The sequence below is a fragment of the Lysinibacillus sp. GW821-FHT14F06 genome (assembly GCF_058803665.1).
The window spans coordinates 21,733-45,932 of sequence record NZ_JBXAPF010000034.1; the positions used below are offsets into that span (position 1 = coordinate 21,733).

Sequence of the window (24,200 nt, forward strand, 5' to 3'; positions counted from 1 at the left end):
TGAAGACAATGGGTAAAAATATAATTGAAAAGATTTGGGATAAACATGTTGTTTATCAGGAAGAGGGCAAACCTGACCTGTTATATATTGATCTTCATTTAATTCATGAAGTTACTTCTCCGCAGGCTTTTGAAGGTCTACGTATGAACGGACGTAAGGTGCGTCGGCCAGATTTAAGCTTTGCAACAATGGATCATAACGTGCCAACCAAAAATCTACCGACAATCAATGACCCGATTGCGCGTAATCAAATAGAAACTTTGGCTAAAAATGCTGAAGAATTCGGTGTGGAGCTAGCTGGAATGGGGCATCCTGATCAGGGAATTGTTCATGTTATTGGACCAGAACTAGGCTTAACACAGCCTGGTAAAACAATAGTTTGCGGTGATTCCCATACGTCCACACATGGTGCCTTTGGAGCTATTGCCTTTGGTATTGGTACGTCTGAGGTAGAGCATGTACTTTCAACACAAACACTTTGGCAAAACAAGCCAAGAACAATGGAAATTCGTGTAGAAGGCGAGCTACCTGTAGGTGTAGCTGCAAAAGATATTATTCTAGCAATTATTGCTAAATTCGGTATCGGGGTTGGTACTGGTCATATTGTGGAATTCACTGGAGAGGCTATCCACAAACTATCAATGGAAGAACGTATGACAATTTGTAACATGTCTATTGAAGCAGGTGCAAAGGCTGGTCTTATTTCACCTGACCAAATTACTGTGGACTATATACGTGATCGTAAATATGCACCGCAGGGAGAAAAATTTGATGAAGCAGCAGCCTATTGGGTAAGTCTTGCCTCAGATGAGGATGCAACATATGATACAGTTCGTATTATTAAAGCAGAAGAGATTGAGCCTATCATTACTTGGGGAACAAATCCTTCGATGGGTACAGGTGTCTCAAGAACAGTTCCAACACAAGCGGATTATGTGGATGAATCAGATAAAGCGGCACTTCGTAAAGCCCTTACCTACATGGGCTTAGAAGAAGGTCAACCATTAACATCCATCGATATCCAACACGTATTTATTGGCTCTTGTACAAACTCACGTATCAGTGATTTACGTGCAGCGGCAAGTGTCATCCAAGGACGAAAGGTGCATGACAATGTCACAGCAATCGTTGTGCCAGGCTCCCATTCTACGAAAAAACAAGCTGAGGCAGAAGGGTTAGATAAAATCTTTACAGAAGCAGGCTTTGAATGGCGTGAATCAGGCTGCTCCATGTGCTTAGCTATGAATGATGATGTCGTTCCTGCTGGTGAACGCTGTGCATCTACATCCAACCGTAACTTTGAAGGGCGCCAGGGAGCTGGTTCTCGTACGCATCTTGTATCTCCACCGATGGCAGCAGCCGCAGCAATTGCTGGACATTTTGTGGATGTACGTGAATTTGTAAAGGAAACGGTGTAAGTTTGTTTTACACGGAAGGGATGATTGAACATGGAACCAATTAATATCGTGAAGAGTGTCATAACACCACTTGATCGAAAAAACGTAGATACAGATCAAATTATTTCGAAAGAATTTTTAAAACGAATTGAGCGCACAGGCTTTGGACAATTTTTATTTTACCATTGGCGTTTTGACGCACAGGGTAATGAAATTTCAGATTTTGTGTTAAATAAACCTGAATTTAAAAACTCTAAAATTTTAGTAGCACAAGATAACTTTGGATGTGGTTCTTCTCGTGAACATGCTCCATGGGCTATCCTAGATTATGGCTTCAATGTCGTTATCGCACCATCATTTGCAGATATTTTCCATAATAACTGCTTTAAAAATGGCATTTTACCAATTAAACTAACAGAAGCAGAGTGTGATGAAATTTTAGCAAAGGGCCTCGATAAGCCCTACACGATGGAAGTCAATCTTGAAGCTCAATCAGTAACGGGTGAAGATGGAATCGTCTATAAGTTTAACATCGATTCTTATTATAAAGAGACTTTACTTAATGGCTGGGATGAAATTGCTCTAACAATTAAATACGAGGAACAAATCGCTGCTTACGAAGCAAAACGTATTGTATTTTAATAGATGAATACTTTTTCTAAGACTGAAGACAAGGTTACGATTGTCTTCAGTTTTTTTATTGAAGTTAAAAGAGCTTGCTGGTTAAATGGAGGATGCTGAATGCTTGGGGAGGAGAGAAAACCGCTCAGGTATCAGTAGGAACGCTCAGGTAGGAGAGAAAACCGCTCAGGTATCAAGAAGAACCGCTCGGGAAGTAGGGAAAACCGCTCAGGTATCAAGAAGAACCGCTCGGGTAGAAGAGAAAATCGCTCAGGCAATAGGAAGAACCACTTGGGTAGGAGAGAAAATTGCTCAGGTAGCAGGAGGAACGCTCAGGGAAGGGAGAAAACCGCTCAGACAATAGGAAGTACTACTCGGGTAGGATTGGAATTGCTCAGGTTACGTTTATATCAAACGATTATTTTATCCTTGTTCCTATCATATTTTCTTCGATAGAATATAAGCAAAGAAAGGTAGTGAAAAAGATGATTACAGTTATAGGAAGTCTAAATATGGATTTGGTTGTACAAATGGATACTTTTCCAAAGCAAGGTGAAACGATTTTAGGTTCAGCGTTTCAAACGTCACCAGGCGGAAAGGGGGCAAATCAGGCAATTGCTGCCGCACGTCTTGGAAGTGAGGTTACAATGATTGGCTGTGTGGGCGCAGATAGCTTTGGTGATGCCTTACAAAAGGTTTTGCAGCAAGAGTCTATCCAAACAAAGGCTATTGAAAGTACAGCAGTGCCTACTGGAATTGCAAATATTTTAATCTATAATCACGACAACCGCATTATTGTAGTGCCTGGTGCTAATTATGAATTAAAGCCTGCAAAGATAGAAACGGCAAAGGAAATCATTCAGCAAAGCCAAATGGTCATTATACAGCTAGAAATCCCTAAGGAAACAGTGGCCTATGCCATAAAATTATGCAAAGAAGTCAATATACCTGTGCTATTAAATCCCGCACCAGCAGCTAATTTTGATGTCCAATGGATGGAAGATATTACGTATATTACACCGAATGAAACAGAATGTGCAGAAATTTTTGGCGATGATTTTGACACTATTTTAGAAAAATATCCAAATAAATTGATTGTAACCTTAGGAAGTGATGGAGCTCGGTATTTTGATGGGGAATACCCGATTCATGTGCCAGCTTATATGACGAAGGCAGTAGATACAACAGGTGCAGGTGATACTTTTAACGGAGCACTTGCCTATGCTTTAGTAGAGGGGGAGTCATTAGATCAGGCTTTATATTTTGCTAACATTGCAGCCTCTTTATCCATAGAGAAATTTGGTGCTCAAGGTGGCATGCCGACACTTGGAGAGGTATATGCACGTATGGCTGGATTAGAAGAATAATAGATATGAAATTTATATTTTCAATAAAACAGGAAATAATATACGTAAATGTTACTTGGTTATATATGAAATAATTACTAATTATGACGACTGCAGGTGAGTATTTTGTCCTTTTTTGTCAATATTTCTTAGTACTATGTATTAGAATAGGATTCGTATCATTTATAATGGATTTATAGATACATACGAAAAGAGGTTTTGAGGATGACAAACATTGACAAACTGCCAATCAAAAATACAGCCTCAGCGAATAATATTTTACCACAGCTTGTTGATCGTTTACGACAATTACATGGCATCATCGTACAGAATACATATGTAAAAGACACTGCTAAGCATCTTAATCGAATTATACAGGATGCTAATAATCAAACGATGATTCTAATTGTGGGGAAAGAGCGTGTTGGAAAAACCACACTTGTGAACGGGCTTTTAGGACGTCACGTTTTACCTGTGAGTGAGCAACATCCAACTGGAGTAAATACATTTTTGCGATATGGCGAGCATGAAGAAATAAGGGCCTATTTTTTAGATGGTGTTGTGGCAATTTTTGATATGAGTAAGCTGGAATTACTGACAACTGGTGATACTTTCGCGTCGGAAATATTACGGGAACATTTAGATTACTTGGAGGTATATCTAAAAAATGATTTATTAAAGTCAGTAACAATTATTGATTCAGTGTCGTTGGAAGCTGGTGGTGGGGAAAGAGCCTACTTCTCTGAAACATTGATTAACCGAGTGGATGAAATTTTTTGGGTATTACGCTCAGGATCTATGGCCATTGATGCGGAAATATTATTAATGGAAACATTAAAAAATAAAGGTGTTGAACCACTTTGTGTGATTAATGGTATTGATTCGAATGATGAAACGGAGGGGTTTATTCATTCAGAGAGGGAACGAATTGGTCATTTAGTCAGTGAATTTATCCCTATCTCGGCTACAAATGCGCTGAAGGCTAAACAAACTAATAATGACGAGCTATGGCATAAGAGCCGATATGAGCATTTAATTACACAAATTCATCGAGTTGCGAAAAATAGCGATAAAAAAACGTATGCTATTTTAATTCGCTTTTTGCAATGGTTAGAACGATTCCGATTTGAGCTAACTGTGATACCTCAACGTGATCCATTCCAATCTGCTGTTGAGAACATTGAAAAATATGCAGGTGATACTCAATATGAGTTTTCTCGCTATCAACGCGATTTAACGATTGTCACGGAATATGAACAAGAATATGAAGATGTCGCCAATGTATTTAAAAATGTTCAGACATTATATCAGCTTTTACAAACCATTTCTCAACATGATTATTTGCAGGACAATATTGTAGAAGGCTTTACAGAAAAGGCCATACATTATCAGCAAGTGTTAAGAGAATATCGTAATATGTATAGCGAATATAAGCGTGAATATGATCGATTGGATGCACAGCATAAAAAAATTCATGGAAAAGGATTAATGAAAGCAATTTTTGGTCAGCATACACAAAATGAATTTTTCAAGGAACGTGTAAATAAGCTAAATGAGCAGCAGGCTATTTGTATTGAACAGTTTAAGCAGGTACAGGAAGCTGAGGCAATCATGCTTCAAGCTATTCAACCTATCCAAAGCTATCTAATGGATTTAACGAAAAAGCGTTTGCTCCGCATTGAGCAAAAGGTGCAAGAGCTCAATCTACAACGTTCAAAAGAAAAACGTCAATTAAAATTATATGCCAATAAATTAAATGAATTTTCTTGTTTAATCGAAGCACAGGGCTATATTAAGGAAAACATTCAGCCGTTTTTATTAAACGGACAAATGCCACTTAAAGCAAAAGATCTTGAAATGCTAAAAGAAACGATCCATAGTATTATGAGCATTGATTTATCCTATAATGGTATTCTTGCACGTAGTCAGATGAATAATAAGATGGAAAGCATTGCAATTCCTTTTGATGTTCAAGACAAATATCCAATTTATACATTAAGCTTAGTAGAAACAGATGTGAAATCAAATGATATTCCAGACATACCGAAAAAATTAGATATTCATTATGAAGAGTAGATGCTAGAAAAAAAGTTCTAAAAGTTGACAATACTTTTAGAACTTTTATTCATTTGAAACAAATGATGGTATTTTTACGTATAGTTAGGAAGGAGGGATTTTTATGATTACTGTTAACGGACGTTTTACAGAAGCAAAAATTTATGCTAAAACGGCACTGCCATCAGCCATTGATCAAATTCAGGAATTAACAGATCAGGCATTTATGGCAGGCACAAAAATACGGATTATGCCTGATTATCATGCAGGAAAGGGGTGTGTGATTGGCACAACGATTCAGCTACAAGATCGTGTAGTTCCAAATCTTGTCGGTGTTGATGTCGGTTGTGGTGTTTTTGTAGCGGAATTGAATAAATCAGCAATTGATTTTGCCAAGCTGGATGAAATTATCCGAGATTTTGTACCTAGTGGGCAGGACATTCATTCTGAAGTTTCACCTAAACGCCAATTTGTAGAATTTGAAGGAAATCAATTTAGGGCGAGTGGCATAAAGGATGAGTATACCAATCTATCCTTAGGCACACTTGGTGGAGGAAATCATTTCATCGAATTGGCAAAAGACGAAAACGATGTACATTATTTATTAATTCATACCGGCTCCCGATATGTTGGGGCCAAAGTTGCTAGCTGGCACCAAAAGAGAGCCTACGAAACCTTGCGTCGAGAAGATTTAACAGTAAAGATTGAGGAGCTTAAATCACAGGGGCGTCAACAAGAAATTCAAGCAATGATAAAGGCCTTTAAAGAACAAAACCCTTTAATTTCCAAAGACTTAGCATATTTAGAGGGCGAGTATTTCCATGATTATATGCAAGATATGAAAATCGCGCAGCAATATGCTCGAATGAATCGTTGGATCATTGCTGAAACAATTGCTCAGCATATGGGCTGGAATTTTAATGAAACCTTCGATACTATTCATAACTATATTGATACAGATACTATGACATTGCGAAAAGGAGCAGTTCGTGCCAATAAAGGAGAAAAGTTAGTCATTCCAATGAATATGAGAGATGGATCGCTGATTTGTGTGGGAAAAGGAAATGAAGATTGGAATTTCTCAGCGCCGCATGGGGCAGGGAGAATGTACTCAAGAAGAGCTGCCAAGGCGACATTAAATATGAATGATTTTAAAGAAACAATGCAAGGTATATGGACAACATCTGTTAATGAAGAAACATTAGATGAGGCTCCAATGGCCTATAAGCCAATGATAGAGATCACATCAGCCATTGAAGAAACGGTAGATATCATCAAAGTAATTAAACCTGTTTATAATTTTAAAGCGAGTGAAGCAGCAATGCCTTATGATCGAAAAAAATAAAACCTTCCAAGATGTTAAATCACTCATTATACATCTATGACTGTCTATTAACATTATCTCTGTAATGGTATAAAATAGGCTTACAAAGATGAAATGGGTGGTTTTTTGGTATCTTCAAAAGATGTGGCAAAGTATGCGGGTGTTTCTCAAACAACTGTGTCTAGAGTATTAAATACGCCTGAGCTAGTCAAGCAGAAAACAATTGAAAAGGTGATGAAGGCGATCGAGGAATTAAATTACATTCCGAATGATATAGCAAGATCGCTTGTTCAGCAAAAAACAGGGACAATCACATTGATTTCGGGCCCTTTACACAATCCTTTTTTTGTTGATACAACAACAGCAATTGTTAACTATGTTAATGCTCAAGGCTATAAAGTGCATGTTTATTTTGGAACAGAGGATAACTTAGACACGATTTATAATTCTGTTTTAGAAACGAAGGCTGATGCGATTATTTTATCGTCAATGCTGTATACAGATCCTTTATTTTTTAAGCTAGAAAAATTAGGCATACCGTTTATCATGTTTAATCGCAAGCATCAAGAAAATAGACATTTTGTAGAGATCGATAATGTAGACGCAGGATATATCGCTACAAATCATATATTATCTTTAGCTCATCGTGATATTTGCTGGATTGGCGGTCCTCATGAAATGAGTACCTTTTATGGAAGATATAAGGGCTTTAAAAAGGCCCTAGAGGATTACGGAATCGATGCAAAAGCAGTGCCGTCTTTTTTTACAAATACCAATAAAACTGATATTGAACGTGTGTTTGAAGAGATTGTACAGCTTTCGAAGTGTCCAACAGCTATTTGTGCTGCGACGGATGCTATAGCGATTGAAATATTAAATTTATGTTTAGCGCAGGGCTATAGGGTGCCAGAGGATTTTAACGTAATAGGTATAGATAATGTTGAGCTTAGTAAACATCATTCTATTGCCTTAACAACGGTAGGTTTAGAATCAGAAAAAAACCTTGGATTTATGGCAATTGAAAAATTATTTGAGGTTATGGAGAAAAAAAGTACTTGCATCCAGCAAACTGAATCTGTTAAACTTTTCCCAAGAAATACAACGTGTAAGAAAATAAACTGATATACGTCAGTTTGTTTTTTTACACCAAAATGGTTACGTATTCATTTCTTTATATTCTGAAATGAATACGTAACCATTAAAAGAAAGGAGTGATTAAGTCTTGAAAAGGGGCTTATGGATGAATGGACAATGGCAAATGACAGATGAATTTATGGAGGTTCAAGCCCCCTATTCAAAAGAGGTAATTGCACAGTTTGCGATGGCAACTGAACAGAATGTACAGTATGCCATTGAAAGTGCACAAGCAGCAGCCTCTGAAATGGCAGCCTTAACTGCGTTCCAACGAGCAGAAATTTTAGAGCATCTATCCAGATTGTTTTTGGAAAATCGCGAGGAAGCAGCTAGTATTATTTCACAAGAATCAGCAAAACCATTAAAGTATGCCTATGCTGAAATTGATCGCACGATTGAAACCTATAAATTTGCAGCAGAGGAAGCAAAACGATTATCTGGCGAAATGATTCCGATGGACGCTTCTAAAAATGGGGAAGGGCGCTTTGCCTATACGATTCGAGAACCAATAGGCGTTATTGCAGCTATTACACCCTTTAATTTTCCACAAAATTTAGTAGCTCATAAAGTAGGACCGGCATTAGCTGCGGGCAATACGATTGTGTTAAAGCCAGCTACTCAAACGGCTTTATCAGCTCATTTTCTAGCAAAATTATTGGCACAAACTAAATTACCAGCAGGCGCTTTTAATCTAGTGACTGGCCAAGGGAAATTAATAGGGGATGTATTTTTAGCACATCCTAATGTGAAAATGATAACGTTTACGGGAAGCCCTGCTGTAGGTATTTCACTAAGAAATCGCGCTGGTTTAAAAAAGGTCACATTAGAACTAGGCTCTAATGCAGGGGTAATTGTTGACGAAGGGGTTCAACTTGATAAGATTATGGACCGAATTGTTATGGGAGCATTTTCAAATCAAGGTCAGGTATGCATCTCACTTCAGCGGATATATGTAATGGAAAGTATTCTAAATGCGTTTTTAGAAAAGCTAAGTGCAAAAGTAGAACAGCTTATTATTGGTGATCCTCTTGACCAAACAACGGATATAGCAATGATGATTTCAGAAACGGAACAACAACGGGCCCTTCAATGGATTAAAGAAGCGGTTGCAGAAGGGGCAAAAATAATAGCTGGTGGTCATATTGATAATAATGTTCTACTGCCAACGGTGTTATCCAACGTTTCATCACATAGCAAAGTGTCATGTGAAGAAATTTTTGCACCAGTTGTGATCGTGAATTCAGTGTCTACTATAGAGGAGGCAATAGAAGCTGTTAACGATTCTCATTATGGCTTACAGGCAGGTATTTTTACACCATCGATAGAGACTGCTTTTAAGGCTTCAAAGGCATTACAGGTAGGGGGTGTCCTTATCAATGATGTGCCAACTTATCGTGTAGATCATATGCCATATGGTGGTGTAAAAGAAAGTGGCACAGGTCGTGAGGGCATAAAATATGCAATAGAGGAAATGACAGAAATGAAGCTTGTTATTTGGAATAACCAATAATCACGAATGGAGATGGAAGAAATGAAGATTATCAAACAACACCCAAAATTGTATGTAATGGATAATGGTACGATGCGAATGGATAAAAACTATATGATTGCCATGCATAACCCAGCAACGATTGATCATCCAAACCAGCCAAATGAATTTGTAGAATTTCCCGTTTATACAGTTTTAATCGATCATCCAGAAGGGAAAATATTATTTGATACAGCATGTAATCCAAACTCAATGGGACCTGAGGGGCGTTGGGGAGAATTTACACAGAAAGCATTTCCTATTAACATGCCAGAAGAATGTTATTTACATCATCGATTAGAAGAGTTGAATGTGCGTCCTGAGGATATTAAATATGTTGTTGCCTCTCATTTACATTTAGATCATGCAGGCTGCTTAGAGCTGTTTACAAATGCGACGATTATTGTACAGGAAGATGAATTCAATGGAACACTCCAAACCTATGCAAGAAATGTAAAAGAAGGTGCCTATATTTGGGGTGACATTGATATGTGGATTAAAAATAATCTACAATGGCGCCTCATTAAACGCGGTGAGGACAACGTGAAGCTTGCGGAAGGGATTCAAGTATTGAATTTTGGCAGTGGCCATGCTTGGGGCATGCTTGGCCTTCATATTAATATGCCTGAAACGGGTGGTATTATTTTAGCTTCAGATGCCATTTACACAGCGGAAAGCTTTGGTCCACCTGTGAAGCCACCAGGAATTATTTATGATTCGGTTGGCTATAATTCTACAGTTGAACGAATTCGCAGACTTGCTAATGAAACGAATTCACAGGTTTGGTTTGGTCATGATCCTGTCCAGTTTAAATCATTTAGAAAATCGACGGAAGGTCACTATGAATAGATTGGAGTAGATTATTTATGCATAAATTAACCTTTACTCCTGTAAGTTATACAGGCTGGGGATGTTTACATCAGCTTCTACCTGAAGTAGAAAGATTTAAAGCTACCAATATTTTAATTGTCACAGATCCATTTTTAAAGGAGTTAGGGTTAACAGATAAAATCGAACAACCCTTGCTTTCAAAAGGATATGCGACTACGATTTATACAGATATTGCCCCAGAGCCACCACTTGCTATTGGAGAAAAGCTAGTTGACTTTACTAGAAAACATCACTTTGATCTAGTCATCGGTTTAGGTGGCGGAAGTGCTCTAGATTTAGCCAAGCTCGCTGCTGTTTTAGCAGTACATGATGGTAAAGTGGCTGATTACTTAAATTTAACAGGCACAAAAACACTTGAACAAAAGGGATTACCTAAAATTTTAATACCAACTACATCTGGAACAGGCTCAGAAGTGACAAATATTTCTGTGCTGTCGCTTGAAACAACAAAAGACGTTGTGGCACATGACTACTTATTGGCGGATATTGCTATCGTAGACCCAGAGTTAACGATTTCATTACCACCAAAAATAACAGCTGCAACAGGCGTAGATGCCTTAACACATGCAATTGAGGCATATGTTTCAATCAATGCAAATGAAGTAACTGATGCCCTTGCATTACAGGCAATTCGCTTAATCAGTGGCTCGATTCGCACGGCTGTGCAGGACGGACAAAATAAGCAGGCTCGTTCAGATATGAGCTATGGTAGTTATTTAGCTGGCTTGGCCTTTTTCAATGCTGGAGTAGCAGGTGTCCATGCTCTAGCCTATCCATTGGGCGGTCAATTTCATATAGCTCATGGCGATTCCAACGCAGTGCTTTTACCATATGTCATGGGGTATATTCGTCAAAGCTGTGAAAAACGTATGAAAGATATTTTAGATGCAATGGGTATCTCATCTGCCTATTTATCACAAGAAGAAGCTTCTTATAAATGCGTGGATGCATTACAACAACTCGTTCAAGATGTTAATATTCCTTCTACATTAAAAGGGTTTAATATACCAGAAGAGGCCTTAGAGCAATTAACGGACGATGCAACAAAACAAACAAGAATATTAGCACGAAGTCCGATGCTACTAGAACGAGAAGATATCTATACGATTTATCGTGCTGCATTTGATGGAGAAGTTCGCGAGCCTCATAGATCATAATGAAGATAAGAGAAACGTTGATTTTTGACGTTTCTCTTTTTTATGAAGAAATCTAAATTTAGAATGAACGATATAGTCATCTCAACTGTCTAATAAATAGAAAGGAGTGAGAAAGATGGATGAAAAAGCTTTTTTATATTTACTTAAACAATATGAAGAGACCATGTATCGAATGGCCTTTGCCTATTTAAAAAATGAGCATGATGCTATTGAAGCTGTGCAAGAAGCTACTTACCGAAGCTTAAAAAAGAAACATACTTTAAAAGAAACAGCTTATTTTGGAACGTGGCTTGTACGAATTTTACTGAATGTTTGTCATGATATGCGTAATAAAAGTATGAGATTTCATTTACAGGAAGATATAGAAATTGGAGAAAACGTACATAACCACGACCGCTTTGAAATGACGGATATCATTACCAAACTACCCAAAGAGCAACAGGAGCTAATTTTTCTAAAATATTTTCATGACTATAAAAATCAAGATATTGCTGTCCTTCAAAATATACCAGAAGGTACTGTGAAATCTCGATTGCATTCGGCATTGAAAAAGCTAAAACTTTATTTTCAAGAGAAAGGGGAGTTGTAGGTGAAAAAGGAAGAGAAGTATGACTATGATACATTTATCCAGGAATTGGAACAAATTCATGTTCCACATGATCGACTAGCTAAGGCACATATGGAAAGTGTCCGTCGCTATCAACAAGAAAAACCGAAACGTCTACAAATATGGAAAGGCATGGCTCTAACCTGTGCAATTCTTTTAATTTTTGTAGGATGTATCCGTATATCTCCAGCTTTTGCTAGTGTCGTCAGTAATATTCCAGGTCTTTCACCACTTGTTCAAATGATTACGTATGATAAAGGTGTTGCTGATATTCTTGACAATCAATATTATGAGGACTTGGGGCTATCTCAAACTCAAAATGGCTTATCGTTTACACTTCAAGGAATAATTGCTGATGAAACTGGGATGATTTTACCTTATAAATTTTCGGCACCCATGGATCTACGAAATTTAGAAACTGAGAAAATAGAGCTTCGTTTAAACGGTGAAGTACTAAATGCTGAAGTAGATTTTTACCGATATCGTGAGGAGGAAACTTTTGAAATTGAAGATAATTTGATTGTTACATTCTTTGAACCAATAAATTATGAAAATGCCCAATTTGAATTATATATACAATTTGCAGATGAAAAACAATCTGAATTTACGTTTCTATTTTCACTTAAAAAGGAAATTGCGCAAACTAAAACCTATGAATTGAATAAGAAAATGAGCTTCGAAGGACAAAATATTACAGTTAAGTCAGTCTCGATTTCACCAATTCGCACTGGTGTTACAATCACACTTGACCCCAATAATGATAAAAGTATTTATGATTTTGATGATATTCGTCTTTTGGATGAAAAAGGGGAGGAATGGTCTTCAATCCGAAGAGGTTTAGTAGCTACAGGTTCAGCTGCTGGAGAAACAACATACTTTATGCAAAGTAATTACTTTAGAGAACCTGAGAAGCTAACTTTATCTATTGGCAAAGTACTAGTAATACGAAAAGAACAGGATTATATTGAAGTAGATTTTAATCAGAACAAGGTGTTATCTAAGCCTTCTATTCCAGGTTTACAAGTAAAAGTAGAGAATCCAATGGTGACACTAAATATACCAACTTCAAGTTATATACAGGGATTTAATGATATTGTAAAAGATGCAAATGATATTATAATAGATGCAAAAAGTAAAGTTATTACTAGTAATAATGACAGTCAGTCTGAACAAATTGAAATATTGGACCTAAATGGAGTTACTAATCCAGTTCGACTTTATTTTATAACAGATGAACTCTATTTACAGGGAACTCAAACAGTGGATATTCCCTTGAAATAGAGCGTAATACCTAAATTTTAGAAAAAGAGAAACGTTCATTTTTGAGCGTTTCTCTTTTTAAATCGAAAGTATCATTCAAAAGATATTCTGAAGTATATAGTAAATAATGGGTAATTAGTATATAATATTATTTATTTTTCAATATGTGGAGGATGTGCTAATGAAACGGGTACTACAGATAACAAGTATAATTTTATTTGTTTCAGCTTTAATTTTTAGTTTATCTCAACTATCAAGTTTAAAGGAAGAAAGAGAGGATATGAAGTACTGGGAAAAAGCGGCGAATGAACATTATGATAACAACCTTATAGAAGAAAGATATTATATATTTAAAGATAGCTATACCTCTCATCTTACAACAACTTTGGTATCAGCAATATCAATTGTGTTAACAGGAATATTCTTTCTAGCAATAGCAAAAATAATTTCATTACTTCAAGAAATAAGTTCAAAAGTTACTAATAAGCCTCAAGAGGAAGAATTCGAATTGTTGAATTAATAGGAGGAATAGGATGTTAGTTGATATAAATTGTCCAGTTGAATTGCTTGAATATCAGCTATATAGAAGTAAAAAAACAGGCAAAGTTTATTGTTCATTTAAATTTAATAATATTTCAGAAAAAAGTATAAAAGGTTTTAATGCTACCGTCTATTGTTATGATCAATTTGGTGAGCCAGTAGGGATGGAATCAAATAGCTTTGAATATACACAGCAGTTAACGAAATCAATAAAGCCCAACCAGATTTTTGATAACGATGAAAAAATTCCATTAGATAGTTTTCACCATACAAGGAAAATGAATATCGTCATTCATAAAGTCCTATTTAGTGATGAAACTACATGGACTAAAAAGGAAACTGAACTAGAGAATGTAGAACTAAAAGAAATTAATCACCCCAAGCATTTATCTTATGTAAAAGCACATGAAGGAAATGATGCAAAATACTATTCACAAATAGTAAATGATAAATGGTTATGTGTATGTGGACGTCTTAACTTGGAGGATACGAAAACATGTAAACGATGTAAGAGAGAAAAAGAGCGTGTTCTTTCAATGTATAGGAATGATGAAGCAATAAATGAAAATATGACATTATATGAAAAACAGATAGAAGATAATAAACAGGAAGAACTAGTAGAAAAAGAACGTCAACATAAAATATATAAGAAAAAGGTAAAGAAAGTTGCTAAATATTGCTCAATCTTTATAAGCCTTTTATTGCTTATCAGTATTGCGGTCTATGGTTTTATCACCAAGTTTACATTTTCGTGGGATAATTATCTTTTATTAAAAGATAAGCATAACTCTTTAATTGAGGCCGTTAAAATGGAGGATATAAAGAATATAGAATTTTTACTTAAAAATGGTGCAAATGTTACTTTTACAAATAAAGACGGTGAAAATTCAGTAAGTGAAGCTATAAAATTACCAAATAAAAAAATAGCTATGTCATTAATGAATAAAGAAATAGGAAGTATAAAGGTTGGTAAAGAAAAAGATACTCTTGCACATATTGCGGTCATAAATAAACAATATAAAATACTAAAAGAGCTTCATCAATTTGGGGTTGATATGAACGCAAAAAATGAGCAAGGGCACACAGTGCTATATTATGCGATAAAAATAGGGAACAAAGATATGATTGACTATCTTGTTCATGAAATTAGAGTAAATCTACAGGAAGTGGACAATGAGGGAAATAATATAGTGCAAGTAGCCCTATTACATCAATTCAACAATATAGATTTAATAAAGGAATTATTGAACCTAGACCTTGATTTTAATAGAAAGAATGCAGCGGGTCAAAATACATATGAAACGGCTATTCTTACTCAAAATAAGGATATTGTTCAAATATTTATAGATAAAGGACTGAACCTCAATGGGGTTGATGAAAATGGAAATAATGCTATCCATATCTTACTTACTCATAAAATAGATAATCTGACTTTCTTGTCTGAGCTAATCAAAAAGGGAACAGATCTAAATGGACTAAATAAGCAAGGTCAAACACCTTTATATTTAGCAATATTAAATGGAGATAAAAATACTGTTGAGGTGCTACTTAAAAATAAGGTAAATCTAGATAGTGTAAATAGTAATGGGGAGTCAGCAGTGGAGATTGCTGAAAAGCATAACCAATCATTGGTGGAATTATTTGAACGGGGTAAATTTATCATTAAGATCGATAAACAAAAAAATGAATTTTTAGTAAATGGGATTGCTTTAGGTTCCTCGAGAAAAGATGTAGTTAATAAGTTAGGAAACCCAGTTAAGAGGAAACAATACATAACTGGAGATGGTGAGACAGACTGTAATATTTATTACTTGAAAGATAGCACAGGAAAAGATATAGAGACGCATTATTGTTCTTATATAGGTATAAGCGATACGATTGATTCTATTTCGTTTGATTTTTATTCTAAACAACAGAATGAAAAATGGTATAAAGATTTAGGAAAACCGTATAGCAATTTTGATGCGCCCTTATTTTACCTAAAGGGTACTGAACAACTATTGCTTTTAAAACCGAACGAAGAAGTAGGGTTTCTTGGCTATGCAGATGGAAATTTTTATTAAAACTAAAAAAATTTTATCCGTATTAATTCAGCAAAAAAGTAAGCTACTAAGTTTCCATCAAAAACTTAGTAGCTTTTTTTGCACCATCCAAGTTAAATCTTCATTGAAATAGTATAAATATAATTCTATGCCTCAGTATCAGGCGTAAATGTTCGTGTAGCTAATTCGGCATCTAGCATAAAGATAGCATTGGAGTCATTTTCAATACGTTCAATTTTACGGATTAGTGTATCGAAAGTTGATTCTTCCTCTACCTGCTCATCAATAAACCATTTTAAGAATGCCATTGTCGCATGCTCACGTTCATCTAAAGCGATGTCTGACAAATTGTAAATACGACGTGTCACTTCTTTTTCATGAGAAAGCGCAGTTTTGAAGGCATCTAAAATCGATTTGAAATGGTTACCTGGACTATCAAAGCCTTGGATAGTTGCACGGTAGCCCATATCACTTAGGAAATTATAAAATTTCATAGCATGGAAGCGTTCTTCCTCCGCCTGTACTAAAAAGAAATTAGCAAAGCCATCATAATCTTGATCTGTACAGTAGGCAGCCATCGCCATATAGGCATGTGCTGAGTAAAATTCAAAATTCATTTGATCATTTAGTGCTGTGTGTAGTTTTTCAGATAACATAAAAGTTCCTCCCTTTGCAGTAAATACCTTCTGCTCTCTTCTAGTATACAGCGAAGAGAGGCAGACATACAAAAATTTAATTTTTCGCAGTAAATCCTACAAAACTTAATTGATATTAGTTCTCAATTAGCATTTTTAATCAAATTCATTTTGAAATACTGATGCTGTATATAATGGATATAAAAAATCGCCCAGAATATTTCGAGGGCACTGAAAAAGTCGATTTGCCACAAAAATTGTGATGCAAATCGACTTTTTTAAGTTTTCAAATCCAACAAAAGACAAAATTCTAATATAAAAAAGTGAATTTTTTTAGTTTTTCAGTGCCCTCGAATATTTCTAGGCAATTTTTTCAAAGTATATTAATTTGTATTTTTCTTTTGATTTTTGACACCCACTAAATAACCACCAAGGGCGATACCTACTAACACAATCCAGAAAGTCACTTTCCATAAAGTGGAGTGAGGGAATTCGTGTGGAATTACACCTAGTTTTTCGTGAGCTAATGTTAATACTGCTAACTTTACACCAACCCATCCAACAATTAGGAAGGCAGCTGTTTCAAGAGATGGGAATTTATCGAGCACACGTACAAACCAACGTGCTGCAAATCGCATCATAATAACACCGATAATTCCTCCCAGGAACATGACTGCAAATTGACCTGCATTAATCCCGCCAATATCAAAATCACCGATATGTGGTAACGTTACTGCAATAGCAACTGCTGCTAAAATTGAATCTACTGCAAAGGCGATGTCAGCTAACTCTACTTTCACTACTGTCATCCAGAAGCCAGATTTCTTTTTAGGCTCCTCAATTTCTTCTGGATTTTCTGAGGCTTTCCGAGAATCATAAATATGCTTGATAGACATGAATAATAAATAGGCAGCACCTATAGCTTGAATTTGCCAGAAATTAACGAGTGTTGTGATAAGGAATAGGGCGGCAAAGCGGAAAATAAATGCACCCACTAAACCATATAATAATGCTTTTTGTTGCTGAGCCTTTGGTAAATGTTTGACCATCACAGCCATCACGACAGCGTTATCAGCAGCTAATAAACCCTCTAGTACAATTAATACAACGAGTACCCATGCGTATTCTAATAAAATTGCCTCCAAATTTGTTTCCTCCTTTAATCTTTTAATAGAAGTGAATAACTGCTTTTAACTTAGTCTTCCCCTATTTTAGGCAAAAGAAAAAGACCTATGCCTAAAAAATAGGCAAAGGTCTTGCTAAGCGATTAACTGTATGTATACAGAAAAAATATCTTATCATTTAAGATATGCCTTCACACCCGATGGTCAATAACCATGTAATGACGAATGTGAAATCAGATGGATTACTCACATCTGCTAGCTACTCCCCTTTGACAATAATGTCAAAAGCTATTCAATTCTTTATATATGAATTATAACACTTTAAAAAATAAATGCAAATAGAAATATGAAAATATGGCGAAAAAATACTTTTGGAATGGTTTCAACAAGTGGTACTATTGGAGATAAGTGAAAAAATTTAGCAGCTAGAGAGGGGAACTTATGTATAAAAAGTTTTTTTCATATTACAAACCACATAAACGACTGTTTGTCATCGATTTTTCGAGTGCAATTATTGTAGCAATTCTAGAACTTGCATTTCCATTAGCAGTACAATGGTTTATCGATGAGCTTTTACCTACGGGTGACTGGGGCATGATTGTCAAAATTAGTGTATTATTACTGCTTGTTTATGCTTTGAGCACAGTTCTTAACTTTATCGTCAATTATTTAGGGCATAAACTAGGCATTAACATTGAAACAGATATGCGGAAAGAGCTCTTTACACATGTTCAACGACAATCATTTCGATTTTTTGATAATACAAAAACAGGTCATATCATGAGTCGTATCACAAATGATTTATTTGATATTGGGGAGTTTGCACATCATGGGCCAGAGGATTTATTTATTGCAATAATGACGTTTGTTGGTGCCTTTGCTATTATGTTTAATGTTAATCCAACACTGGCGTTAATTGCAGCGATTATGGTGCCATTTTTAACATGGCTAGTAACATTTAGTAATGTAAAAATGAATAACGCATGGAAAACCATGTATGGAAAAATCGCTGATGTCAATGGGCGTGTAGAGGATAGCGTATCTGGTGTACGTGTTGTTAAGTCCTTTACAAATGAAGCCTTTGAAATTGAACGATTTCAAGAGCAAAATGGCTTTTTCCGCGCTGCCAAATTGTATGCCTATAAAATTATGGCAGGGACTCACTCTAGTATTTATATGATGACACGCTTATTAACCTTAATTGTACTGGTTGTTGGGGCATGGCTAAGCTTTAATGGGAAGCTTTCTTATGGAGAACTAGTAAGCTTTGTTTTATATACAAATGTTCTTATTAAGCCTATTGATAAAATTAGCGCATTATTAGAGCTGTATCCGAAGGGAATGGCAGGTTTTAAACGTTTCCGTGAGTTAATTGAGCAAGACCCTGAAATTCAAGATCGTGATGGAGCGAAAAACGTTACGCACCTTTATGGAGATATTTCATTTAATAATGTTCATTTTAATTATGATACTTCAAAAACTGTGTTATCAGATATTTCATTTGATATACAGGCTGGACAAACGATTGCCTTTGTTGGTCCATCAGGTGCAGGTAAAACAACAATTTGTTCCTTAATTCCGAGATTTTATGATGTAAGCAGTGGAGCTATTACAATTGATGGTGTAGATATACGAAATATGACACAATCTTCACTTCGTTCACAAATTGGGATTGTTCAGCAGGATGTTTTCTTATTCACTGGAACGATTCGTGAAAATATTGCCTATGGAAAATTAGGAGCTAATGAGGAAGAAATTCAAGAGGCAGCTAGAAAAGCACATTTAGAGAATTTTATAGCAGAGTTGCCAGATGGATATGAAACACAGATTGGGGAGCGGGGTATGAAGCTTTCTGGTGGCCAAAAGCAACGAATTGCCATTGCACGAATGTTCCTTAAAAACCCACCAATTCTAATTTTAGATGAAGCAACCTCTGCCTTAGATACGGAAACAGAAATGATTATCCAGCAATCATTAACAGAGCTTGCTGAAAATCGAACAACCCTTGTGATTGCCCATCGATTAGCAACTATCCGCAATGCTGATCGTGTTCTTGTTGTTACACCAAATGGCATCGAAGAGGATGGTACTTACGATGAGCTAGTTGCGCAAAATGGAATATTTGCTAAGTTACACCATATTCAATTTCGTAAAGGCCAAGGTGAATTATCTATACAACAATATGTGGAAGTAAACACATAAATAAAAAATAAAATCTCCCCTTATTAGTAAATAAACTAGGGGAGATTTATTTGTTTTTATCCATTTTTCACGAAAAGGCATACGTAAACTACTGGAAACTTTTCTTTTTTTTCTTTTGCTTATTCAAAGAAGTTCGTGTGTAATCTTGTGGAGCCAATGCTTTATTCCGTTCTGTATAGCCTTTTGGTGAAAGTCGGAAGATGGATTTTTTAATGGTAGACCAATTTAAATCTGTGGCAAGATTCATGTAAGAATAACCATAGATTCGAATGTTACATAAGTACAAAAGTGTCGCGTATAGAGAGACGAAAAATCCAAATAAACCTAAAAAGCCACTTGCGAGAATAAAAACAATGCGTAATAAGCTAATTGTTGTGACTAGAGATTGGTTCACTAATGTAAATGAAGCAATTGTAGAGATGGCAATGATCACGATCATTTCTGGACTTGTTACACCAGCACGAATGGCTGCATCCCCAATAATTAAACCACCTACAACACTTATCGTTCCTCCAATAACAGAGGGAAGCCGTAAACCAGCTTCACGGAATAATTCGAACATTAGTAGCATCAGTAGCATTTCTAGTGAAGAGGGGAGCGGGAGCCCTGTTTTCGCTTGGACAACTGTTGCTAAAAGCTGCAATGGTAGCTGGTTTTGATGGTAGGTTGTCAGGGCTAACCAAAATGCTGGTAACAATAAGCCAATTAAAATACCGGATATCCTTAATAAACGTTCAACAGAACTAAAGATAATAGGGTATTCATTATCTTCAGCTGATTTTAATAATAGGAATAAATTCACAGGTGTGATAACAGCATATGCTACACCATCAACGAATATAAGAAAACGCCCCCTGATTAATGCTTGTATGGCATAATCAGGACGTCCAGTATAATCGAATTTTGGGAAAAGCTTAGAGTTTTTATTAATACGTTCCATTAATAAATCCCCACTGAACACTATATCTGTATCAACAGATGCCAATTGCTTCTTAATGCCATGTAAAATATCCATATCGACAATATCATCAAAATAAAGAATGGCAACAGTCGTTTTTGAGCGTTTTCCTAGCTCTACTTTTTCGACACAAAAAGAATTAGTCGGTAATCGTTTTCGCAAAAGAGCTATGTTGACACGTATATCCTCAATAAAATTATCTCGGGGTCCCTTTACAAGAACCTCCATTCTCGTTTCCTCAGGATTTCGATTAGGCTTTTTCGCAATATTACTTGCATATAACAATTCCTCTTCCTCAAAATAAAGCAGAAGAAACCCTGTATAGACAAATGTAATGGCCTCCTCTTTGCCCTTAACTTTTTGCAGTGTAGGAACATGGAGTTCCTTTTCAATATTATCTTCCAGCGGAGCATCTGTTAAATGGTCAAAGAGATACTGAACGCGCTTTATAATGACTTCATTCAGTAGCTGCTGGTCAATCATCGAATCACAGGTAACGAAATGTACTTTCTGCTGATTAAATGTATATTCTTGAAACTGAATATCTGCAGATTTTTGAAATAATTTTTTTAAGGTGCTCAGGTCTATAGCCTTCTCCTGCTGAGGCATTATGATTCACCACTTTCCATTTCTTGTTTGTCAGACTTCCCCTTTTTTGAGGATTTATCTGAAAAGAATGCTGCTAGGACGAGAAGAACAGAGATTGCAAAAAAGAAAATAACAGTAGCTGTTAATATATAGTTCCCTTTCACCTTTAAAAATATGTTTTCATTCAAAATAATTAATGGTAAACAAATAAAGAAAAATGGTGGAGCAAGCATTTTCCATATTTGCTTTGGATCGCTAGTCATTTTTAATAAATCAGCCACTACATATAAGAGGAAACTCACTCTTATAAATGTTCCAGTAAGCCATTGATAGATTGAGAAAAAGTCTAAATGCTCTATATAGCGACCGATGGAAACTAAGCCCCATTCCTCATAAGCAGGGTATCTTTGTTTAGCAGCTTCCACCGGGCCGAATTCTGTAATTGCGCCAATAAGAGGTCCTAAAGTAAGCCCCATTAAAATGAAAAGCATGATGCCAAAATGATACCAGCGGATGCGTTCTTTATATTGATGCTGTAGAAATAACAACATCAATAACTCAATAAATCCTGAAGTAGGATAAATCATTCCCTTTAGAACAGGTGAAAAGCCATGCTCAAAAAGGGGAAGTAATAAATGGTATTCCTTCACCTGTATATTCGTAAATGCTACAAAAAAACCAAAGACAACTACCCCAAACAATACAAAAACATTTAAAATAACGATTGTTTGTAGACTTGTTGTGACAAGTAAAATACAAAGAATCGTATAAATAAACAACAAAATGATGACTGGAGTTTGCGGTAAAAATGTAGTGTTCACCCATTGCAGCGTTTCAACCATCGTAAAAGCTGCTAAAATAATCAAATATATAGCGATACTATAAATAACAATTGTTGAGCCAGTTTTTCCAATAGTTCCATCTAACCAATCTCTAATGGGCTCTTGTTTTGACTTCGATTGAATATAAACTAACAAAAATAGCCAGAAGAATATAATCACTGCTCCTATTATCACGGATACCCACCCATCTCTTTTGGCAACGTCAAGCAGCGGTGGAATAATTGTCACATGGTTTTTTAAGCCAATAACAGTCATAGATAAGAAAATAACATGTAAAATACTGATTGATCCTACACCTTTCATATGAAAACCCTCTATCGTTAATTGATACCAATTAGTTTTGACAAAAAGTGAGCGGTTTATAAGTACGTTGACATTCTCTCAAAAGGAGAATTGTTGAATGGTGCAAGCTATTGAAAAAGCGAGGAACTTGACGTATATACATCAAATTCCTCGCATCTTGAATTTTTTTGTTTAGTGAATATATTGCATACTTACAAGATCATTTTTTAACACATTGGTTGGGATTTCGAATTCAACAACGCCCATATAACCAGGAGCAACTTCGTATTTATCGAAGGAAATTACAAGCTTCCCTTTATCTGAAATATAGAATTGTTGCTCAGCGTTAATTGTTTTAAACTCTTCCATAAGCTCCTCATCAGAGAGACCTGCACCTTTTACCCAATATACTTTCTCTTGGTTGGAGGCAGCAATTTGTTCCTGCATTTGTTCCTTAATATTATCACTTATAGTTTGAATATAATGATCGTCTTTAAAGAGCATTGGAAGTGTAATTAAAATTTCATTTTCTTTATCAATCGTATCATAGTGCATAACTGTAGAAGACGATCCGACTGTATTTACGATATAACGTCCAATTGATAGGATTTGGTCATTATCAGTTTTAATGTCATAGCCGCTGTCTACTCCTAAATGGCCTCCTCCATTTGCCTTCAAATCTCCGACCTCGGTGATAAAGTTATCGTAGAGGGCTTTACCTTCTGCACGGTATTTTTCGTTTAAAGTATTAGCAAGCTTTTGATTTTCAAGGTTTTCAATAGAGGGCACCTTAATGTTCGCATCGTATGTGTCCTCAGCTACTTCATATTCCGTCCATGTTAAAACCTTCACAACACTACCAACTACAGGGATTTCAGAAAGTGTACGTGCCATTGCAGGACTGACATTTAACCCTGCTGTAAAAAGCATAGCGGCCGCTGCTGAACCAAGTAACCATTGTGGCGCTCGTTTTTTTCTCTTCTTTTTCCCTTGTTGTAATGCACGTTCAACTACAAAATCAAGCTCCTTTGGAATGGGTACTTTATTATATTGCTTTTCTAGGTCTTTTAATTTTTCATCCATGTGCTGTTTCTCCCTTCACATCTTGCAATTGTATTTTCAGAAGCTTTAGCGCCTTATAAAGACGCGATTTGGCTGTACTCAGCTTTATGTTAAGGATAGTGGCAACATCAGCGAGCTTTAAATCTTCAAAATAGTGTAAAATGACTACTTCACGATACATTTGAGGTAACTCGTCTAATGCATGTTCTAAGTCAACATTTTCATAGACGTCCTCCTGAGCAGGTGTTAAATATTGCATTGTATCATCGTCTGTCACTTGTAAACGTTTATGCTTACGTAAAAAATCTATGGCTGTCCGTACGACAATCTTATAAAACCAGCTTTTCATATACTCGACATTTTCTAGGCGATGGAGCGAAAGCATAGCTTTTTGGATACTGTCCTGTACGACATCTAGTGCGTCCTGTTCATTTTTTGTATAGCTATACGCGAGCAAATAAAATCGCTCTTTTTGTTCACGAATGAATTGGACAAACACCTCTTCATGTTGAAATGCATTTCTTGTTTTCATGTCCAAAGAAGCTCCTTTTTAACATTTTCAAATTGTATACAACTACTAGACGTATGGAGAGACAAAAAAAGTT

At 35.9% G+C, this 24,200-nt stretch carries 20 protein-coding genes; 14 read left to right on the forward strand and 6 right to left on the reverse strand.

The genetic code is table 11. The annotated features are described in order from the left end of the window. Nucleotides 1–8 precede the first annotated feature (8 nt). The 13 genes from leuC (at nt 9) to AC1RNS_RS21930 (ending at nt 15,923) form a co-directional block, all read left to right on the forward strand. Nucleotides 9–1,418 (forward strand): 3-isopropylmalate dehydratase large subunit, encoded by a 1,410-nt coding sequence (gene leuC, locus AC1RNS_RS21870; protein ID WP_492995726.1) that lies wholly within the window; start codon nt 9–11, stop codon nt 1,416–1,418. 30 nt (nt 1,419–1,448) lie between these two features. Continuing rightward, complete coding sequence (gene leuD / locus AC1RNS_RS21875; protein WP_492995727.1) at nt 1,449–2,039, forward strand: 3-isopropylmalate dehydratase small subunit; 591 nt, start codon at nt 1,449–1,451, stop codon at nt 2,037–2,039. A gap of 464 nt (nt 2,040–2,503) precedes the next feature. Continuing rightward, a complete protein-coding gene (rbsK, locus tag AC1RNS_RS21880) occupies nt 2,504–3,385 on the forward strand; it encodes a ribokinase (protein ID WP_492995728.1) in 882 nt (293 codons plus the stop codon). Between the two features lie 204 nt (nt 3,386–3,589). After that, nucleotides 3,590–5,440, forward strand: a complete 1,851-nt coding sequence (locus tag AC1RNS_RS21885; RefSeq protein WP_492995729.1) for a dynamin family protein — start codon at nt 3,590–3,592, stop codon at nt 5,438–5,440. Between the two features lie 103 nt (nt 5,441–5,543). Then, nucleotides 5,544–6,764: an RtcB family protein gene (locus tag AC1RNS_RS21890; RefSeq protein WP_492995730.1), complete on the forward strand. Its 1,221-nt coding sequence runs from the start codon at nt 5,544–5,546 to the stop codon at nt 6,762–6,764. 105 nt (nt 6,765–6,869) lie between these two features. Continuing rightward, the gene (locus AC1RNS_RS21895) at nt 6,870–7,865 is read left to right on the forward strand and encodes a LacI family DNA-binding transcriptional regulator (RefSeq protein ID WP_492995732.1); all 996 of its coding nucleotides are present in this window, start codon (nt 6,870–6,872) and stop codon (nt 7,863–7,865) included. A 100-nt stretch (nt 7,866–7,965) separates the two neighbouring features. Continuing rightward, on the forward strand, nt 7,966–9,387 hold the full coding sequence (locus AC1RNS_RS21900; RefSeq protein WP_492995733.1) for an aldehyde dehydrogenase family protein: 1,422 nt from the start codon (nt 7,966–7,968) through the stop codon (nt 9,385–9,387). Nucleotides 9,388–9,408: 21 nt separating this feature from the next. Beyond that, on the forward strand, nt 9,409–10,254 hold the full coding sequence (gene ahlS, locus AC1RNS_RS21905; RefSeq protein WP_286923794.1) for an AhlS family quorum-quenching N-acyl homoserine lactonase: 846 nt from the start codon (nt 9,409–9,411) through the stop codon (nt 10,252–10,254). A 17-nt stretch (nt 10,255–10,271) separates the two neighbouring features. Next, on the forward strand, nt 10,272–11,453 hold the full coding sequence (locus tag AC1RNS_RS21910; RefSeq protein WP_492995734.1) for an iron-containing alcohol dehydrogenase: 1,182 nt from the start codon (nt 10,272–10,274) through the stop codon (nt 11,451–11,453). A 115-nt stretch (nt 11,454–11,568) separates the two neighbouring features. After that, complete coding sequence (locus tag AC1RNS_RS21915; protein WP_492995735.1) at nt 11,569–12,042, forward strand: sigma-70 family RNA polymerase sigma factor; 474 nt, start codon at nt 11,569–11,571, stop codon at nt 12,040–12,042. Continuing rightward, complete coding sequence (locus tag AC1RNS_RS21920; protein WP_492995736.1) at nt 12,043–13,341, forward strand: DUF4179 domain-containing protein; 1,299 nt, start codon at nt 12,043–12,045, stop codon at nt 13,339–13,341. A gap of 160 nt (nt 13,342–13,501) precedes the next feature. Continuing rightward, entirely contained in the window at nt 13,502–13,840 is a 339-nt protein-coding gene (locus AC1RNS_RS21925) for a hypothetical protein (RefSeq protein ID WP_492995737.1), read from the forward strand. Nucleotides 13,841–13,853: 13 nt separating this feature from the next. Next, nucleotides 13,854–15,923 (forward strand): ankyrin repeat domain-containing protein, encoded by a 2,070-nt coding sequence (locus AC1RNS_RS21930; RefSeq protein ID WP_492995738.1) that lies wholly within the window; start codon nt 13,854–13,856, stop codon nt 15,921–15,923. Between the two features lie 125 nt (nt 15,924–16,048). On the opposite strand, the gene AC1RNS_RS21935 is transcribed toward AC1RNS_RS21930, so the two are convergent. Further along, complete coding sequence (locus tag AC1RNS_RS21935) at nt 16,049–16,558, reverse strand: ferritin (RefSeq protein WP_492995739.1); 510 nt, start codon at nt 16,556–16,558, stop codon at nt 16,049–16,051. A gap of 362 nt (nt 16,559–16,920) precedes the next feature. After that, entirely contained in the window at nt 16,921–17,682 is a 762-nt protein-coding gene (locus AC1RNS_RS21940; RefSeq protein ID WP_492995740.1) for a TerC family protein, read from the reverse strand. Nucleotides 17,683–18,102: 420 nt separating this feature from the next. Between AC1RNS_RS21940 and AC1RNS_RS21945 the strand changes: the two genes are divergently transcribed. Beyond that, entirely contained in the window at nt 18,103–19,863 is a 1,761-nt protein-coding gene (locus AC1RNS_RS21945) for an ABC transporter ATP-binding protein (protein WP_492995741.1), read from the forward strand. A gap of 88 nt (nt 19,864–19,951) precedes the next feature. Here AC1RNS_RS21945 and AC1RNS_RS21950 read toward each other — a convergent pair whose 3' ends face one another. The 4 genes from AC1RNS_RS21950 to sigV form a co-directional block, all read right to left on the reverse strand. Next, nucleotides 19,952–21,430, reverse strand: a complete 1,479-nt coding sequence (locus AC1RNS_RS21950) for a spore germination protein (protein ID WP_492995743.1) — start codon at nt 21,428–21,430, stop codon at nt 19,952–19,954. Further along, the gene (locus AC1RNS_RS21955; protein WP_492995744.1) at nt 21,430–22,554 is read right to left on the reverse strand and encodes an endospore germination permease; all 1,125 of its coding nucleotides are present in this window, start codon (nt 22,552–22,554) and stop codon (nt 21,430–21,432) included. The genes AC1RNS_RS21950 and AC1RNS_RS21955 overlap by 1 nt, the downstream gene beginning before the upstream one ends. Nucleotides 22,555–22,725: 171 nt before the next feature. Next, entirely contained in the window at nt 22,726–23,616 is an 891-nt protein-coding gene (gene rsiV / locus AC1RNS_RS21960; protein WP_492995745.1) for an anti-sigma-V factor RsiV, read from the reverse strand. Continuing rightward, nucleotides 23,609–24,127, reverse strand: a complete 519-nt coding sequence (gene sigV / locus AC1RNS_RS21965; RefSeq protein WP_492995746.1) for an RNA polymerase sigma factor SigV — start codon at nt 24,125–24,127, stop codon at nt 23,609–23,611. Before sigV ends, rsiV begins: the two co-directional genes overlap by 8 nt. Nucleotides 24,128–24,200 lie beyond the last annotated feature (73 nt).

Excerpts from the sequence above, each read along its gene's own strand:
- leuC (WP_492995726.1), top strand. The coding sequence starts at position 9 with ATGGGTAAAAATATAATTGAAAAGATTTGGGATAAACATGTTGTTTAT.
- leuD (WP_492995727.1), top strand. The coding sequence starts at position 1,449 with ATGGAACCAATTAATATCGTGAAGAGTGTCATAACACCACTTGATCGA.
- rbsK (WP_492995728.1), top strand. The coding sequence starts at position 2,504 with ATGATTACAGTTATAGGAAGTCTAAATATGGATTTGGTTGTACAAATG.
- AC1RNS_RS21885 (WP_492995729.1), top strand. The coding sequence starts at position 3,590 with ATGACAAACATTGACAAACTGCCAATCAAAAATACAGCCTCAGCGAAT.
- AC1RNS_RS21890 (WP_492995730.1), top strand. The coding sequence starts at position 5,544 with ATGATTACTGTTAACGGACGTTTTACAGAAGCAAAAATTTATGCTAAA.
- ahlS (WP_286923794.1), top strand. The coding sequence starts at position 9,409 with ATGAAGATTATCAAACAACACCCAAAATTGTATGTAATGGATAATGGT.
- AC1RNS_RS21910 (WP_492995734.1), top strand. The coding sequence starts at position 10,272 with ATGCATAAATTAACCTTTACTCCTGTAAGTTATACAGGCTGGGGATGT.
- AC1RNS_RS21915 (WP_492995735.1), top strand. The coding sequence starts at position 11,569 with ATGGATGAAAAAGCTTTTTTATATTTACTTAAACAATATGAAGAGACC.
- AC1RNS_RS21925 (WP_492995737.1), top strand. The coding sequence starts at position 13,502 with ATGAAACGGGTACTACAGATAACAAGTATAATTTTATTTGTTTCAGCT.
- AC1RNS_RS21930 (WP_492995738.1), top strand. The coding sequence starts at position 13,854 with ATGTTAGTTGATATAAATTGTCCAGTTGAATTGCTTGAATATCAGCTA.
- AC1RNS_RS21935 (WP_492995739.1), bottom strand. The coding sequence starts at position 16,558 with ATGTTATCTGAAAAACTACACACAGCACTAAATGATCAAATGAATTTT.
- AC1RNS_RS21945 (WP_492995741.1), top strand. The coding sequence starts at position 18,103 with ATGTATAAAAAGTTTTTTTCATATTACAAACCACATAAACGACTGTTT.
- AC1RNS_RS21950 (WP_492995743.1), bottom strand. The coding sequence starts at position 21,430 with ATGCCTCAGCAGGAGAAGGCTATAGACCTGAGCACCTTAAAAAAATTA.
- AC1RNS_RS21955 (WP_492995744.1), bottom strand. The coding sequence starts at position 22,554 with ATGAAAGGTGTAGGATCAATCAGTATTTTACATGTTATTTTCTTATCT.
- rsiV (WP_492995745.1), bottom strand. The coding sequence starts at position 23,616 with ATGGATGAAAAATTAAAAGACCTAGAAAAGCAATATAATAAAGTACCC.
- sigV (WP_492995746.1), bottom strand. The coding sequence starts at position 24,127 with ATGAAAACAAGAAATGCATTTCAACATGAAGAGGTGTTTGTCCAATTC.